Source organism: Nocardioides ultimimeridianus, from assembly GCF_054777895.1.
In genome coordinates, this window is sequence record NZ_BAAHAB010000011.1 from 289,918 (window position 1) to 304,882 (window position 14,965).

Below are 14,965 nucleotides of genomic sequence, written 5' to 3' on the forward strand. Positions count from 1 at the left end.
ATGGCTCTCCACCCGGCCATCGCCGCCTGTCGCCAAGGAGTACGCCGGACCCTGGCGACCCTCGATCCGGGCGACTCGGTCCTGGTCGCCTGCTCCGGAGGGGCCGACAGCCTCGCCCTGCTCTCCGCCGCCGTCTTCGAGAGCCGCCGGGCCGGCCTGCGGGTGATCGGCGTGACCGTCGACCACGGCCTGCAGGAGGGCTCGGCCGCCCACGCCACCCACGTCGTCGAGCAGATGGCCGCGATGGGTGCGCACGAGACCGCGTCGGCCCGGGTCACCGTCGAGTCCGCCGGCATGGGCGTCGAGGCCGCCGCCCGGCAGGCCCGCTACGAGGTGCTCGAGCAGATGCGGGAGCACTTCGGCGCCGCCCTCGTGCTGCTCGGCCACACCCGTGACGACCAGGCCGAGACCGTGCTGCTCGGGCTGGCCCGGGGCTCGGGCGGACGCAGCCTGGCCGGGATGCGGCGTACCTTCGACCACTACGCCCGCCCCCTCCTCGACGTCGGCCGCGACGACACCGTCACGGCCTGCCAGGTGGAGGGGATCGAGACGTGGGAGGACCCGCACAACCTGGACCTGAGCTACGCCCGGGTGCGGGTACGCCGCCGGGTGCTGCCGGTCCTCGAGGACCAGCTCGGCCCGGGGATCGCCGCGACCCTGGCGCGCACCGCGGACCAGCTCCGCCAGGACGTGGAGGCGCTCGACGCCATGGCGGCGGCCGCCTTCGCGGCGGGGACCGACCCCCGCGAGGTCCCCCCGGCGCTGGCGACCCGGTTGCTCCGGCTGGCCGCGCTCGACGCGGGAGCGGTGGACGCGGAGCTGTTCCACGTGCACGTCCAGCAACTCCTGTCACTCGTGCTCGGCGAGATCCGGGGCGAGGTCCAGCTCCCGGGGCACGTCACCGGATATCTCCACGACGGTCGCCTGCGGTTCCGCACCACCCGTGTGGAATCCTGAGGACATGGATTCAGCCGCGGTTGAGAACGACCTGGTCGAGGTGCTGTTCACCGAGAAGCAGATCCAGGACCGGGTGGGCGAGCTCGCGGCCCAGATCGAGGCCGACTACGAGGGCAAGGACCTGATCATCGTCGGCGTCCTCCGCGGGGCCGTGATGGTGATGGCCGACATCGCCCGCAGCCTGAACCGGCACGTCGAGATGGACTGGATGGCGGTGTCGTCGTACGGCTCGGGGACGAAGTCCTCCGGCGTGGTCCGGATCCTCAAGGACCTCGACTCCGACCTCACCGGCCGGCACGTGCTCATCGTCGACGAGATCATCGACACCGGCCTGACCCTGTCCTGGTTGACCCGCAACCTGTCCTCGCGCGGCGCCGCGAGCGTCGAGGTGTGCACGCTGCTGCGCAAGCCGGACGCCCTGCAGATGCCGGTCAAGGTCCGCTACATCGGCTGGGACATCCCCAACGAGTTCGTGGTGGGCTACGGCCTCGACTTCCGTGAGCGCTACCGCAACCTGCGCGACATCGCGACGCTCGCGCCGCATGTCTACAGCTGAGCCACGGAGCGTGACCGATGTCGCCCGAGGGTGCTGGAACCAGGAGCCGGACCGGCGCGTTCAGTCTTCGGGAGCGCGTGTACGGTCATGTGATCCAAACGCGCGGCGTTGATCGCCGGATCAAGGAGCGGAAGAGTCAGTGAAGCGTGTGTTCAGGGGGCCGTGGCTCTGGATCGTGGTGGCCGTGGTCGCTGTGGTCCTGGCGCTGGAGTTCCTCGCCTCCGGCGGTGGGTACGACGAGGTCGACACCTCGCAGATGTCGACCTACGTCCAGAGCGGCGACGTCAAGGACATCACCTTCATCGACGGTGACCAGGTCATCCAGGCGACGCTGAACGACGGCGTACGTCCTCAGGGCTCGAAGATCTCGACGCACTACATCGACGGCCAGCAGCCCGAGCTGCTCAAGGTCGTCGACCAGGCGCTGAAGGACCACAAGCTGCAGACCTCCAACTCGGAGAACCCCAAGCCCAGCCTGCTCAGCTCGATCCTCGGCACCGTGCTGCCGTTCGTGCTGATCATGCTGCTGTTCATCTTCTTGATGAACAACGTGCAGGGCGGCGGCCGCGGGGTCATGCAGTTCGGCAAGTCCAAGGCGAAGATGATCACCAAGGACATGCCCAAGACCACCTTCGCCGACGTCGCCGGGTGCGACGAGGCGATCGAGGAGCTCGGCGAGATCAAGGAGTTCCTCCAGGAGCCGGCCAAGTTCCAGGCCGTCGGCGCCAAGATCCCGAAGGGCGTCCTGCTCTACGGCCCTCCGGGCACCGGCAAGACCCTGCTCGCGCGTGCCGTCGCCGGCGAGGCGGGCGTCCCGTTCTACTCGATCTCCGGCTCGGACTTCGTCGAGATGTTCGTCGGCGTCGGTGCCTCCCGGGTGCGCGACCTGTTCGAGCAGGCCAAGGAGAACGCCCCCGCCATCGTCTTCATCGACGAGATCGACGCCGTCGGCCGCCACCGCGGCGCCGGCATGGGCGGCGGCCACGACGAGCGCGAGCAGACCCTCAACCAGCTGCTGGTCGAGATGGACGGCTTCGACGTGCGCGGCGGCGTCATCCTGATCGCCGCCACCAACCGCCCCGACGTGCTCGACCCGGCCCTGCTGCGTCCGGGCCGCTTCGACCGGCAGATCGGCGTGGACGCCCCCGACCTCGCCGGCCGCCACCAGATCCTCAAGGTCCACTCGCGCGGCAAGCCGCTGGGCCCCGACGTCGACCTGCAGAACGTCGCCCGTCGTACGCCGGGCTTCTCGGGTGCCGACCTGGCCAACGTGCTCAACGAGGCCGCACTGCTCACCGCGCGCAACAACCAGAAGCTGATCACCGCGACCGCCATCGACGAGGCGATCGACCGCGTCATCGCCGGGCCGCAGCGCCGGACCCGCCTGATGAGCGAGAACGAGAAGCTGATCACCGCTTACCACGAGGGCGGCCACGCCCTGGTCGCGGCGGCGCTCCCGGGCACCGACCCGGTCCACAAGATCACGATCCTCCCGCGCGGCCGCGCCCTCGGCTACACGATGGTGCTGCCCGACGAGGACAAGTACTCCCAGACCCGCAGCGAGATGCTCGACAAGCTCGCCTACATGCTGGGGGGCCGGGCCGCGGAGGAGATGGTCTTCCACGACCCGACGACCGGCGCCGGCAACGACATCGAGAAGGCCACCAGCCTGGCTCGCGCCATGGTCACCCAGTACGGCATGACCGAGCGGCTCGGCGCCATCAAGCTCGGCGAGTCCAACTCCGAGCCGTTCCTGGGTCGCGACATCGGGCACTCGCGCAACTACTCCGAGGACGTCGCCGCGATCGTCGACGAGGAGACCAAGAAGCTCCTCGCGACCGCGCACCAGGAGGCGTTCGACATCCTGGTCGAGAACCGCGACGTGCTCGACGCCCTGGTGCTCGCGCTGCTCGACAAGGAGACGCTGGACAAGGCGCAGGTGGCGGAGATCTTCACGCCGCTGCGCCGCCGTCCCGAGCGTCCGGCCTGGACCGGCTCGCCGACGCGGATCCCGTCCGCGATCCCGCCGGTGGAGATCCCCGAGGAGATCCGCAGGCGGGCGCAGAACGGCACCAAGCCCGAGGAGCCGGCCGGGGGCCAGATCCTGACCCCGCCGTCGTCCGGTGGCGACATCCACGGGGGCGGTGGCGACGTGACCCCGCCGCCCGCACCTCCCACGCCGGGGATCTGATGCCGGACCCGATCTCCCACCCCGACGGCCCCGTCGAGGAGATTCCTCCGTTCGACCACGCGCGCGCCGAGGCCGCCGTGCGCGAGCTGCTGTACGCGATCGGCGAGGACCCGGAGCGGGAGGGCCTGCACGACACACCGGCCCGCGTCGCGCGTGCGTACGCCGAGGTGACCTCCGGGCTGCGCCAGCGGCCCGAGGACGTCCTCACCACCACCTTCGACCTCGGTCACGACGAGATGGTGCTGGTCCGCGACATCGAGCTGTGGTCGATGTGCGAGCACCACCTGGTGCCGTTCACCGGCGTCGCTCACGTCGGCTACATCCCGGCCGAGTCGGGCAAGATCACCGGCCTGTCCAAGCTGGCCCGGCTGGTCGACGTCTACGCGAAGCGGCCACAGGTCCAGGAGCGGCTCACGACCCAGGTCGCCGACGCCCTCGTCGAGCTCCTCGACGCCCGCGGCGTGATCGTGGTGATCGAGGCCGAGCACCTCTGCATGACGATGCGCGGCGTCCGCAAGGCCGGCGCCCGCACCATCACCTCGGCGGTCCGGGGCCAGATGCACAACGCCGCCACCCGCGCCGAGGCGATGTCGCTCATCCACTCGCCCCGCGGCTGAGGACCGGGCTCAGCGTCGGGGGATCTGGGCGTCGATGAGACGCGCCACGGTCCGGGCGTCGGGCACGTCGAAGAAGTTGACGCCGGACGGCGTACCGCCCAGCTCCCACCCGGTGTTCTGGTAGGGCCGGCGGCCCCACCCCGCGGCCGCGGCGTCGAAGAGCACGTCGCCGCTGCCGTCGGCGCGGATCTTGGAGGTCACCTGCGGCCGGCTGCCGAGGTACGCCGACGTGACCGTCCCGCTGCCGGTGAGGACCAGCGCGCGCTGATCGGTGAGCGCGTAGACGGTCCTCCGCTTGCGGGCCGCCTTCACCACGAACCGCCCCACCGTGATGTAGGCGCCGGCCACCAGGAACGGCAGGCCGAAGAGCCGGAAGAAGATCGGAGCGCCGCCGACGTTCACCGCGATGTTCCAGAAGAGCGCGAAGCCGCCCCACAGGAGGCTGAAGGGGATCAGGAAGATGTCCGCGGTGGTGAAGATCCGGGACGGGTCGGGCCGCCCGGTCCACAGCAGCTCCTCCTCCGGCGGCAGGGCGGCCAGCACGCGGGCGCGGTCCTCCGATCCGGTCACGGAGCAAGCGTCGCACGACGCCCTCCCACCCCGCAGGCGTTCGCGCGACCGGCGATAGGTTGGACCGCATGACCGCCTCGTCCGTGCCCTCCGCGCGGCCGCTGGTGATGGGGGTCGTCAACGTCACGCCGGACTCCTTCTCCGACGGAGGCCGGTACGACGACACCGACCGCGCCGTCGAGCACGGCCGCGAGCTGCTGGCGCAGGGCGCCGACATCCTCGACATCGGGGGCGAGTCCACCCGCCCCGGGGCGACCCGGCCGCTGCTGACCGAGGAGATGGACCGCGTGGTGCCGGTCATCTCGGCGCTCGCCGCCGACGGGGCGCGGGTATCGGTGGACACCATGCGCTCGGAGGTCGCCGCGGCCGCGCTCGCCGCGGGGGCCACGATCGTCAACGACGTCTCCGGTGGCCTCGCCGACCCGGCCATCCTGGACGTGGTGAAGGACTCGGGGGCGACGTACGTCGCGATGCACTGGCGGGCGCACAGCGACCGGATGCAGGCCCTGGCGACGTACGACGGACCGGGCGGTGTCGTCGAGGCGGTGCACCACGAGCTGGGCGAGCGGGTCGCGGCCGCGCGGGCCGCCGGCATCCCCGACGACCGCTTGGTGCTCGACCCGGGGCTGGGCTTCGCCAAGCTGCCCGAGCACAACTGGGAGCTGCTGCGGCACCTGGACCGCATCGCCGAGCTCGGCCTCCCGATCCTGGTCGGCGCCAGCCGCAAGACCTTCCTCGGACGCCTGCTGGCCGACGCCGGCGAGCCGCGACCCGTGGACGGCCGGGAGGCCGCCGGGGTGGCGCTGACAGCGCTGCTGGCCGCCGGCACGGGGCGCGCGGACGTGTGGGGGATCCGCGTCCACGACGTACGGGCGCACCTCGATGCTCTCCGGGTCGTGGCCGCATGGCAGGGTGAGGCGCGTGCCTGAGCTCACGAACGACGTCGACGTGCTGTCCGTCGTCGGCATCGAGTGCTGGGGGCACCACGGTGTCTTCGACCACGAGCGGCGCGACGGACAGCGGTTCGTCATCGACCTCGCGCTGGCCGTGGACACCCGCCCGGCGGCGGCCTCGGATGACTTGCGCGACACCGTGGACTACGGAAGTCTCGTGGCCGAGGTTGCGGATGCGGTGGGCAGGGACCCGGTCGACCTGATCGAGACCCTCGCCGAACGGATCGCCGCCGTCTGCCTCAGGGACCGTCGTGTTGAATGGGCTCGGGTGACCATTCACAAGCCGGACGCACCGATCGAGAATCCCTTCGGTGATGTCCAGTTGACCATCACCCGTCGTCAAGCCGCTGAAAGTGCGCAGGGAGAGGGCCAAGGATGACCGAGACTCCGAATCCGAACATCATCGATGCCGACACGCTGACCGGCGAGATGCGACCGATCCGGCGGGTTGTCATCGCCCTCGGCTCCAACCTGGGCGACCGCTTCGCCAACCTGCAGGGTGGTGTCTCGACGATCGCGGACACCCCCGAGGTCTGGGTGACCGGTGTGTCGCCGGTCTACGAGACCACCCCGGTCGACTGCCCGCCCGACTCCGGGACCTTCCTCAACGCGGTCGTCCTGGCGGACACCACGCTGTCGGCGAGCCGCCTGCTCGACCGCGCCCTCGCCGTCGAGGACGCCTTCGACCGCGCCCGCAGCGGCGAGAAGAACGCGCCGCGCACCCTGGACGTCGACCTGATCGTGGTCGGCGACCGTCGGGCCGACACCGCCTCGCTCAAGCTCCCGCACCCGCAGGCCCACCAGCGCGCGTTCGTGCTGAAGCCGTGGCTGGACCTGGAGCCGGACGCCCAGTTCCTGGACAAGGGCCCGGTCGCCGACCTGCTCGCCGCGACGGACAGCACCGGCATCACCCGGCGCGACGACCTGGTGCTCGAGGCGGAATGACCCGGGTGACCCGGCGTCCGCGGGTGTGAACGAGCCGTCCGAGGAGCAGCACGGATCGCTGCGCCCTACCTCGCCGCTCGCCCTGCTGGGCTGGGCGGTCGTGGGCGGTGCGGGAGGCTACGCGCTGCACGGGCTGTGCGACCGGTTCGGCGCCGTACCCCCGCTGGTGCCGTGGGTGCAGTCCGCCGCGATGTTCCTCATCGCGGGGATCCTGGGCTGGACGGCCTGGGTCACCCACCGTGCCCTGCAGGTACGCCGGGACCGCTGGTCGGTCGAGAACGCCGTCAACCGGCTGGTGCTCGCCCGCGCCTCCGCGCTGGTGTGCGCGCTGGTGGGGGCCGGCTACCTCGGCTACGGGCTGAGCTGGATCGCCGATCCCGCCGACCTGGCCGACGAGCGGCTGGTGCACTCGATCGTGGCGGCCGGAGGTGGCTTCCTGGCGGTGGTCGCGGCGCTCCTTCTCGAGCGGGCCTGCCGGGTCTCGGACCCGCCCGACCGCGACTGAGCATCTATCACCGAGCACACAAGTCACACCGGTCTCACCCGCCACGCGGGCGACCTCCGCGCGATCCGCTCCGGTCGGGCCTACCGTGAAGCCATGACGTCCCCGGTCGGAACCCGCCGCCGCCAGCGCTCGACCCGCATCGTGGTCGCGTTGGCCCTCCTCGTGCTCGCCGCGGTGACGGTCGTCGCCACCGCCCTCTCCGGTTCCCTCGCCGCCGCGGTCGTCGGTGGCGTGGTCGCGCTCGTGCTCGGCGCCGCCGCCACCAAGATCACCCACGCCGAGGTCACCGCGACCCGGCTCGAGGCCGCCCGCGACCGTGCCGCGCAGGCCCAGGACTACCGCCGGCTCACCGAGGAGCGGACCCGCGAGGGCGTCGAGTTCGCCGCCGACATGCAGGGCCGGATCGCCAAGCGCGACGCCACCGTCGCCCGCCTGGAGAAGCGCCTGACCGAGGCCGCCGGCGAGCTCGCCGACGCCCGCCGCGAGCTGGCCGACGTCACCAGCCGCGCCGAGATGGCCGAGCGCGAGACCGAGCGGGTCCGCACCCGGATCGGCGACGCCGAGACCCGTGCCGCCGACGCCGCGATCCGGGTGGCCGAGCTGGAGCAGCAGCTCGACGTGCTCGAGTCGGAGCTGGCCACCTGGCGGCGTACCGACTCCAAGCGGCGGGCCGTCTGACCCCACCCGCTGCCCCTTGCTTGCGCGCAAGCAAGGAGTTGCTTGCGCGCAAGCAAGGCAACGGCAGGGGCTACTTCTCGTCCGCCCGCAACGCCACCGCCTCCCGCGGCACACCCCCCAGGTCGAGCCCCGGCACGTCGACCCGCACCCCGGCCCCGTCCCGGACCCGCGGCAGGCCTCCGTTCTCCACGACGTAGGAGATCACCGCGCTCGCCTCCGCCCGGCGGTCCTGCTCGACGAGCCAGCCGACCAGCCGGTGCGCGGGCAGCAGCCGGCTGGCCGTGAGTGAGCCGTGGGTGCCCCAGAACTCGCGGACCCCGGCGACCAGGAGCGCCCACCACTCGTCGTCGCAGCTCGGGATCTGCAGGAAGTAGCGCCACAGGTCGCCGGGCAGCACGCGCTGCTCGAAGGTCTTCGTCACCGGCACCGAGCCGTAGCCGCGCACGCTCGCGAGGGACATCCGCTTGGTCGTCCACCGGTCACGCAGGTCGGCGGTGCTGGCACGCTGCTGGGTGATCGACGAGCCGTCCTCGCGGATCCGCCAGTGGTAGACCACGTCGGGGACGACGCCGATCAGCCGTGCCTGCAGGTAGGCGCGGGTGAGCGTGGGCTGGTCCTCGTAGCGCAGCCGCTCCGGCCACGACAGCCCGGCCGACTCCCAGAAGGAGCGGCGGTAGAGCTTGTTCCACGCGAACACGTCGCCGAGCAGCTCGGGACGCTGCTCGATGAGGACCGCCGCCCGGTCCTTGTGGATCCGCCGCATCCACGGGATCTCCCGCGTCTCCTCACCGACCAGCTGGACGACGTCGCCGGTCACCAGGTCGGCACCGGTGCGCCGCAGCTGGCGCAGCAGGGCGGCGTACGCCTCCGGCGGGACGACGTCATCGGAGTCCGCGAACGCGATGACCTCGCCGGTGGCGTGCCGCAGCCCCGCGTTGCGCGCGGCGCCGAGTCCGCCGTTCTCCTGGCGCACGAGCCGCACCCGCGGGTCGCGCTCGGCGTACGACGCCGCCACGGCCGCCGACGCGTCGGGCGACCCGTCGTCCACGACGACGATCTCGAGCTCGGTGTGGGTCTGCGCGAGCAGGCTGTCCAGGCACGCGGGCAGGTACGCCGCCGTGTCGTAGGCGGGAACCACCACGCTGATCAGGGGAGCCCTCCGACGCAACCGCACGCGGCAACGCTAGAGGATCACTACTCATTGTTGCCCTGCTCACACCCGCCAGAGGTATCGCAGCGGGATGACGGGGCCTACCCTCGACGTTGTCCAGTACGAGCACACACGTCCGGTACCCACACCGACCCGCAAGGGTGGCCGGTGGGATTGGAACGGAAAGGTTCGCCATGGCTGAGAGGTCCAGCAGTCCTGCCCTGCGGGTAGGCGTCATCGGTGCCGGCAGGGTCGGCTCCGTCCTCGCCGCCGCACTCCGCGCCGCGGGCCACGAGATCGTCGCCGTCGCCGGCGAGTCCGACGCCTCGCGCCGCCGCGCCGCCGACCTGCTGCCGGGCGTCCCGCTGCACAAGCCGACCACGGTCGCGCGCAAGGCCGACCTGCTGCTGCTGACCGTTCCCGACGACATGCTGTCCAACGTCGTCACGATGCTGTCCGAGAGCGGCGCGCTGCGCGCCGGGCAGTACGTCGTGCACACCTCCGGCGCGCACGGCCTCGCGATCCTCGAGCCCGCCGCCCGGGTCGGCGCCCGCGCGGTGGCCCTGCACCCCGCGATGACCTTCACCGGCACCGCCGTCGACCTGGACCGCCTCACCGGCTGCGTCTTCGGCCTGACCGCCGGCCCGCTGGAGCGCCCGCTCGCCGAGCGGCTCGTGAACGACCTCGGCGGCCGCGCCACGTGGGTTCCCGAGGAGATGCGCACGCTCTACCACGCGGGTCTCGCCCACGGCGCCAACCACCTCGTCACCCTGGTGAGTGAGGCGATGGGGATCCTCGCGGCCGCCGGTGTCGACGACACCGCCGGCACCCTGCGACCGCTGCTCCAGGCCGCCCTCGACAACGCCCTGACCCAGGGCGACGCGGCCCTGACCGGCCCGATCGTGCGGGGCGACATCAAGACGGTCGCCGCCCACGTGCGCGAGATCGAGCGCACCCGGCCGGACACGCTGCCGTCGTACGTCGCTCTCGCCCGGGCCACGCTCAGCCGCGCGGTCACCGACGGCCGGGTCCTGCCGATCCGCGCCCGCCGGATCCTCGAGGTGCTCGACGCGGCCGCGCAGCGCAGCCGCGTGGAGATCTGACGACGGTGGACATCGCCCGCACCCGCGTCGACCTCGACGCGATGATCGACCGTTCGCGCCCGGTCGCGCTCGTGCCCACCATGGGCGCGCTGCACGACGGTCACGTGTCCCTGATGCGGCTGGCCCGCGAGCGCGCCGGGGCCGACGCGACGCTGGTGGTCTCGCTCTTCGTCAACCCGCTGCAGTTCGGCCCCGACGAGGACTTCGACCGCTACCCGCGCACCGAGGACGCCGACCTCGACGTCTGCACGCGCGAGGGCGTGGACCTGGTCTTCGCTCCGAGCGTGGAGGAGATGTACCCGACCGGGGTGCCGCACGAGCAGGGCGCCGATCCGGTGACGGTCGACCCCGGAGCCACGGCCGCGATCCTGGAGGGCGCCAGCCGCCCCGGCCACTTCCGCGGCGTCCTGACCGTCGTCGCCAAGCTCTTCGGGCTGATCCGCCCGGACCTCGCCGTCTTCGGCGAGAAGGACTACCAGCAGCTGGCCCTGATCCGGCGGCTGGTCGACGACCTGTGCCTGCGGGTGGAGGTCGTCGGTGCCCCGACCGACCGCGAGCCGGACGGCCTCGCGCGCTCGAGTCGCAACCGCTACCTCGACCCCGAGCAGCGGCAGCAGGCGGTCACCCTGAGCCGGGCGCTGCGCGCGGCACAGGAGCGGGCCGTGTACGGCGTACCGGCGGCTCGGTGGGCCGCCATGTCCGTCATCAAGGGCGAGCCCGCCGTGGAGCTCGACTACCTCGCCCTCACCGAGACCAACCTCAGCCAGCCGCCGGACTATCCCGAGCCCGGCAGCGAGGGTCGCATCCTGATCGCGGCCCGGGTCGGCACGACCCGGCTGATCGACAACATGCCACTCACGTTCTGAAAGATTGGGCGATCCCATGCTGCGCACCATGATGAAGTCCAAGATCCACCGGGCCACCGTGACCCAGGCGGACCTCCACTACGTCGGATCGGTGACGATCGACGAGGACCTCCTCGAGGCCTCCGACCTGCTTCCCGGCGAGCTGGTCCACATCGTCGACATCACCAACGGCGCCCGGCTCGAGACCTACACGATCGCCGGCGAGCGGGGCTCGGGCGTGATCGGCATCAACGGCGCGGCCGCGCACCTGGTGCACCCCGGCGACCTGGTGATCATCATCGGCTACGGCCAGATGAGCACCGAGGAGGCCAAGGAGCTCCAGCCGCACGTGGTCTTCGTCGACGCCGACAACAAGATCATGGCGACCGGCTTCGATCCGGCGGAGACCTTCGGCGACGCCACCCTGCAGCGCGGCGACGCGGTGGCCGCGCGCTGATGCAAGCCCCCGCGACCGCCCTCCCCGCACGTCTCACCGCGCCCGAGCCCGGCTGGACCACCCGCGCGGACGTCGTCGTCATCGGCTCCGGCATCGCCGGCCTGACCGCGGCCCTGCGGCTGCGCAAGAAGGTCGGCAAGGTGCTGCTGGTGACCAAGGACGTCCTCAGCGCCGGCTCGACGCAGTGGGCGCAGGGCGGCATCGCGGCGGCCCTCGGGCCGGAGGACACCCCCGAGCAGCACGAGCGCGACACGCTCGTCGCGGGGGCCGGGGTGTGCGACCGGGCGGCCGTGCAGGTGCTGGTCACCGAAGGCCCCCAGGCCGTCCGGTACCTCCTCAAGCAGGGCACCAACTTCGACCTCGACGCCGCCGGCGACCTGTCGCTGACCCGTGAGGGCGGGCACCACCGCGACCGCATCGCCCACGCGGGCGGCGACGCCACGGGCGCCGAGATCCAGCGCGCGCTGATGAAGGCGATCGCGGACGCCCCCCAGATCGAGGTCATCGAGCACGCACTCGCGGTCGACCTGCTCCTCGACGCCGACGGCGGCGTGGCGGGCCTGACCCTGCACGTCCTCGGCGAGGGGCAGCGCGACGGCGTGGGAGCGGTCCACTGCCGGGCGATCGTCCTGGCCAGCGGTGGCCTCGGGCAGGTGTTCTCCCAGACCACCAACCCGGCCGTCTCCACCGGCGACGGGATGGCGATCGCGCTGCGGGCCGGCGCGGTGCTGCGTGACCTGGAGTTCGTCCAGTTCCACCCCACGGTCATGTACCTCGGCCCGGACTCGCTCGGCCAGCAGCCGCTCATCTCCGAGGCCGTACGCGGCGAGGGTGCCTTCCTCGTCGACGACGACGGCAACCGGATCATGCAGGGCGTCCACGAGCTCGCCGACCTCGCTCCGCGCGACGTGGTCGCCAAGACCATCATGAAGCGGATGCTCGAGACCGGCCGGCCGCACATGTGGCTCGACGCCCGGCACCTCGGCCCTGCCTTCTGGGAGCGCCGCTTCCCCACGATCCTCGCGTCCTGCCGCGCGCACGGCATCGACCCGACCACGGACCTGATCCCGGTCGCGCCCGCCTGCCACTACGCGTCCGGCGGTGTCGCCACCGACCTGCACGGGCGTACGTCGATCCCGGGCCTCTACGCCACCGGGGAGGTGGCCTGCTCCGGCGTGCACGGCGCGAACCGGCTCGCCTCGAACTCCCTGCTCGAGGGACTGGTCTTCTCGCGCCGGATCGCGAAGGTCCTCCCCGGCGAGCTGCGGCCGTGGTCCGAGCCGGCCCCCGACACCCGCTCCGCCGGCCTGGTCTCCGGATCGGTGCGCGGCGAGCTCCAGGAGACGATGAGCGGACGGGTGGGCGTGCTCCGCACCGCCCCCGGCCTGACCGAGGCGCGCGCGGTGCTCGACAAGCTCGCCGGCGTCTCCGCCGACGAGGTCGGCCCCGACGCGTGGGAGACCACGAACCTGGTCACCATCAGCACCGCGCTCGCCGCGGCCGCGCTGCTGCGCGAGGAGACCCGCGGCTCGCACTGGCGCGAGGACTTCCCCGACCGCGACGACGCCGGCTGGGCGGGCCACTTCGACGTGGTGATGGCCGACGCGACCACCTCGGTGTCGTTCCACCCGGCTCCGGCCACCGACGGGGAGGCCTGAGCATGGCGATCGCCCGGACGGCGTACGACGACCTCCCCGTCGCCCTCGTCGACGAGATCGCCGCGGCGGGGCTCGACCCGCGCGCGATCTACACCCACATCGCACTCGCCTTCGACGAGGACCTCCCGGGTGGCGTCGACGACGTGACGAGCGCGGCGATGCCGGACATGGGCGTCGCGGTCGGCGACTTCGCGGCTCGCGAGACCGGCGTCGTGGCCGGGCTCGCGATCGCGGAGCTGGCATTCCGCTACGCGCTCGGCGACACCGTCGAGCTCAGCGGCCGGATCCCCGACGGCACGCGCGTGGAGCCGGGTGACGTGGTGCTCACCGCCAGCGGTCCGGTGCAGGGCGTGCTCACCGCCGAGCGCACCGCCCTCAACTTCGCCTCGCACCTCTCCGGCATCGCGACCGCGACCTCGCACTGGGTGGAGGCCCTCGCCGGCACCAAGGCACGGGTCCTCGACACCCGCAAGACGCTGCCCGGGTGGCGTGCGCTGCAGAAGTACGCCGTGCGCTGTGGCGGGGGAGTCAACCACCGGTTCAGCCTCGTCGACCGGGCGATGGTCAAGGACAACCATGCCGTCGCGGCGGGGGGCGTCGTGCCGGCGTACCGCGCCGTCGTGGCCGCCAACCCGGGCCTGCGGGTCGAGGTCGAGGTCATGGACCTGGACGAGCTGCGGGCGATCCTCGAGGCCGGGTGCGTCGAGGTCCTGCTCGACAACATGTCCGACGCGGACATGACCGAGGCCGTGCGGATCCGCGACGAGCTCGCGCCGGCGGCGACCCTGGAGGCCTCCGGCGGGCTCACCCTGGAGCGTGCCCGCGCGGTGGCCGAGACCGGCGTCGACTTCATCTCGGTCGGCGCGCTCACCCACTCGGTCAAGGTCTTCGACCTCGGCCTCGACTTCCGGACCCAGCTGATCGAGGAGGCCTGACCCATGGGGCTCCTGCTCGCCGCCGACATCGGGAACGCCCACACGGTGCTGGGCCTGGTGACCGACGGTGAGGTCGGCGCGCACTGGCGGGTCTCGACCGACGCGCGGCGCACCTCGGACGAGTGGGCGGTGCTGCTGCGCGGGATCCTCGGCGACGCGCTCGGCGGCGTCGACGGCATCGCGGTGTGCTCCACGGTCCCCTCGGTCCTCAACGAATGGCGCGACATGCTCGCGCGGGAATTCGCCGATATCCGCCAGGTGATCGTCGAGCCCGGGGTGCGCACCGGCGTCGCCATCCAGGTCGACAATCCGCGCGAGGTCGGCAGCGATCGGATCATCAATGCCCTCGCCGCGGTCGATATCGCCGCTCCCAGCATCGTGGTGGATTTCGGTTCGACCGCGACGACTTTCGATGTCATCGACGCGCAGGGACGGTACGTCGGCGGTGCGATCACGCCCGGCATCGAGGTCTCCCTCGCCGCGCTGAGCCGCGCGGGCGCTCAACTGCGCCAGGTCGAGCTGGTCCGGCCCAAGGGCGTCATCGGCAAGAACACCGTCGAGGCGCTGCAGTCCGGCATGGTCTTCGGCGTGGCCAGCCAGGTCGAGGGCATGGTGGCGCGGCTGGTCGGCGCATTGGGCGCGGAGCCCGGTGAGGTCGCGATCATCTCCACCGGATATCTCGCGCCCGTGGTCATCGACGAATGCGATTGCTTCACCACGCATCGTCCCTTTCTGACGCTCGAGGGACTCGCAAAGGTGTTTGCGCGCAACGTGCGTTGATTCCAGGAGTCGTTCCGGCTTTATTCTCCGAATTCTGCGGATATGACAGGATCCGTCGAAAAGGG

17 protein-coding genes are annotated in these 14,965 nt (G+C 72.0%); 15 read left to right on the forward strand and 2 right to left on the reverse strand.

Annotated elements, in window-relative coordinates; translation table 11 throughout:
• From tilS to folE, 4 genes are all read left to right on the forward strand, one after another.
• Positions 1-957 (forward strand): tRNA lysidine(34) synthetase TilS, encoded by a 957-nt coding sequence (gene tilS / locus ACYU8V_RS12875; protein ID WP_460847864.1) that lies wholly within the window; start codon positions 1-3, stop codon positions 955-957.
• 4 nt (positions 958-961) lie between these two features.
• Positions 962-1,513, forward strand: a complete 552-nt coding sequence (hpt, locus tag ACYU8V_RS12880; protein WP_460847866.1) for a hypoxanthine phosphoribosyltransferase — start codon at positions 962-964, stop codon at positions 1,511-1,513.
• A 139-nt stretch (positions 1,514-1,652) separates the two neighbouring features.
• Positions 1,653-3,704, forward strand: coding sequence for an ATP-dependent zinc metalloprotease FtsH (gene ftsH / locus ACYU8V_RS12885; RefSeq protein ID WP_460847867.1), 2,052 nt, complete (start codon positions 1,653-1,655; stop codon positions 3,702-3,704).
• On the forward strand, positions 3,704-4,321 hold the full coding sequence (gene folE / locus ACYU8V_RS12890; RefSeq protein ID WP_460847868.1) for a GTP cyclohydrolase I FolE: 618 nt from the start codon (positions 3,704-3,706) through the stop codon (positions 4,319-4,321). Before ftsH ends, folE begins: the two co-directional genes overlap by 1 nt.
• Positions 4,322-4,330: 9 nt before the next feature.
• Here the strand turns inward: folE and ACYU8V_RS12895 are convergent, their stop codons facing one another.
• Positions 4,331-4,891, reverse strand: a complete 561-nt coding sequence (locus ACYU8V_RS12895) for a hypothetical protein (RefSeq protein ID WP_460847870.1) — start codon at positions 4,889-4,891, stop codon at positions 4,331-4,333.
• A 68-nt stretch (positions 4,892-4,959) separates the two neighbouring features.
• Between ACYU8V_RS12895 and folP the strand changes: the two genes are divergently transcribed.
• The 5 genes from folP to ACYU8V_RS12920 all read left to right on the forward strand — a co-directional run bounded on the left by folP (position 4,960) and on the right by ACYU8V_RS12920 (position 7,972).
• Positions 4,960-5,820 (forward strand): dihydropteroate synthase, encoded by an 861-nt coding sequence (folP, locus tag ACYU8V_RS12900; protein WP_460847871.1) that lies wholly within the window; start codon positions 4,960-4,962, stop codon positions 5,818-5,820.
• A complete protein-coding gene (gene folB, locus ACYU8V_RS12905; RefSeq protein WP_460847873.1) occupies positions 5,813-6,223 on the forward strand; it encodes a dihydroneopterin aldolase in 411 nt (136 codons plus the stop codon). Before folP ends, folB begins: the two co-directional genes overlap by 8 nt.
• On the forward strand, positions 6,220-6,789 hold the full coding sequence (gene folK, locus ACYU8V_RS12910; protein ID WP_460847874.1) for a 2-amino-4-hydroxy-6-hydroxymethyldihydropteridine diphosphokinase: 570 nt from the start codon (positions 6,220-6,222) through the stop codon (positions 6,787-6,789). Before folB ends, folK begins: the two co-directional genes overlap by 4 nt.
• A gap of 25 nt (positions 6,790-6,814) precedes the next feature.
• Positions 6,815-7,294, forward strand: a complete 480-nt coding sequence (locus ACYU8V_RS12915) for a DUF3180 domain-containing protein (RefSeq protein WP_460847875.1) — start codon at positions 6,815-6,817, stop codon at positions 7,292-7,294.
• A 93-nt stretch (positions 7,295-7,387) separates the two neighbouring features.
• Positions 7,388-7,972: a hypothetical protein gene (locus ACYU8V_RS12920; RefSeq protein WP_460847877.1), complete on the forward strand. Its 585-nt coding sequence runs from the start codon at positions 7,388-7,390 to the stop codon at positions 7,970-7,972.
• 70 nt (positions 7,973-8,042) lie between these two features.
• On the opposite strand, the gene ACYU8V_RS12925 is transcribed toward ACYU8V_RS12920, so the two are convergent.
• Entirely contained in the window at positions 8,043-9,146 is a 1,104-nt protein-coding gene (locus ACYU8V_RS12925; protein WP_460847878.1) for a glycosyltransferase family 2 protein, read from the reverse strand.
• Between the two features lie 170 nt (positions 9,147-9,316).
• Here ACYU8V_RS12925 and ACYU8V_RS12930 point away from each other — a divergent pair, with 170 nt between their 5' ends.
• From ACYU8V_RS12930 to ACYU8V_RS12955, 6 genes are read left to right on the forward strand one after another with little or no spacing between them, the layout of a single operon-like run.
• The gene (locus ACYU8V_RS12930; RefSeq protein ID WP_460847880.1) at positions 9,317-10,225 is read left to right on the forward strand and encodes a Rossmann-like and DUF2520 domain-containing protein; all 909 of its coding nucleotides are present in this window, start codon (positions 9,317-9,319) and stop codon (positions 10,223-10,225) included.
• 5 nt (positions 10,226-10,230) lie between these two features.
• A complete protein-coding gene (gene panC / locus ACYU8V_RS12935) occupies positions 10,231-11,091 on the forward strand; it encodes a pantoate--beta-alanine ligase (protein WP_460847882.1) in 861 nt (286 codons plus the stop codon).
• 16 nt (positions 11,092-11,107) lie between these two features.
• Complete coding sequence (panD, locus tag ACYU8V_RS12940; protein ID WP_460847884.1) at positions 11,108-11,527, forward strand: aspartate 1-decarboxylase; 420 nt, start codon at positions 11,108-11,110, stop codon at positions 11,525-11,527.
• Positions 11,527-13,185 (forward strand): L-aspartate oxidase, encoded by a 1,659-nt coding sequence (locus ACYU8V_RS12945; RefSeq protein WP_460847886.1) that lies wholly within the window; start codon positions 11,527-11,529, stop codon positions 13,183-13,185. The genes panD and ACYU8V_RS12945 overlap by 1 nt, the downstream gene beginning before the upstream one ends.
• 2 nt (positions 13,186-13,187) lie before the next feature.
• Positions 13,188-14,120, forward strand: a complete 933-nt coding sequence (gene nadC / locus ACYU8V_RS12950; RefSeq protein WP_460847888.1) for a carboxylating nicotinate-nucleotide diphosphorylase — start codon at positions 13,188-13,190, stop codon at positions 14,118-14,120.
• Positions 14,121-14,123: 3 nt separating this feature from the next.
• Positions 14,124-14,900, forward strand: coding sequence for a type III pantothenate kinase (locus ACYU8V_RS12955; RefSeq protein WP_460847890.1), 777 nt, complete (start codon positions 14,124-14,126; stop codon positions 14,898-14,900).
• The last annotated feature ends 65 nt before the right edge of the window (positions 14,901-14,965 follow it).

Coding starts and splice junctions, on each gene's coding strand:
- tilS (WP_460847864.1), top strand. CDS start 1: ATGGCTCTCCACCCGGCCATCGCCGCCTGTCGCCAAGGAGTACGCCGG.
- hpt (WP_460847866.1), top strand. CDS start 962: ATGGATTCAGCCGCGGTTGAGAACGACCTGGTCGAGGTGCTGTTCACC.
- folE (WP_460847868.1), top strand. CDS start 3,704: ATGCCGGACCCGATCTCCCACCCCGACGGCCCCGTCGAGGAGATTCCT.
- folP (WP_460847871.1), top strand. CDS start 4,960: ATGACCGCCTCGTCCGTGCCCTCCGCGCGGCCGCTGGTGATGGGGGTC.
- folK (WP_460847874.1), top strand. CDS start 6,220: ATGACCGAGACTCCGAATCCGAACATCATCGATGCCGACACGCTGACC.
- ACYU8V_RS12920 (WP_460847877.1), top strand. CDS start 7,388: ATGACGTCCCCGGTCGGAACCCGCCGCCGCCAGCGCTCGACCCGCATC.
- ACYU8V_RS12930 (WP_460847880.1), top strand. CDS start 9,317: ATGGCTGAGAGGTCCAGCAGTCCTGCCCTGCGGGTAGGCGTCATCGGT.
- panD (WP_460847884.1), top strand. CDS start 11,108: ATGCTGCGCACCATGATGAAGTCCAAGATCCACCGGGCCACCGTGACC.
- ACYU8V_RS12945 (WP_460847886.1), top strand. CDS start 11,527: ATGCAAGCCCCCGCGACCGCCCTCCCCGCACGTCTCACCGCGCCCGAG.
- nadC (WP_460847888.1), top strand. CDS start 13,188: ATGGCGATCGCCCGGACGGCGTACGACGACCTCCCCGTCGCCCTCGTC.
- ACYU8V_RS12955 (WP_460847890.1), top strand. CDS start 14,124: ATGGGGCTCCTGCTCGCCGCCGACATCGGGAACGCCCACACGGTGCTG.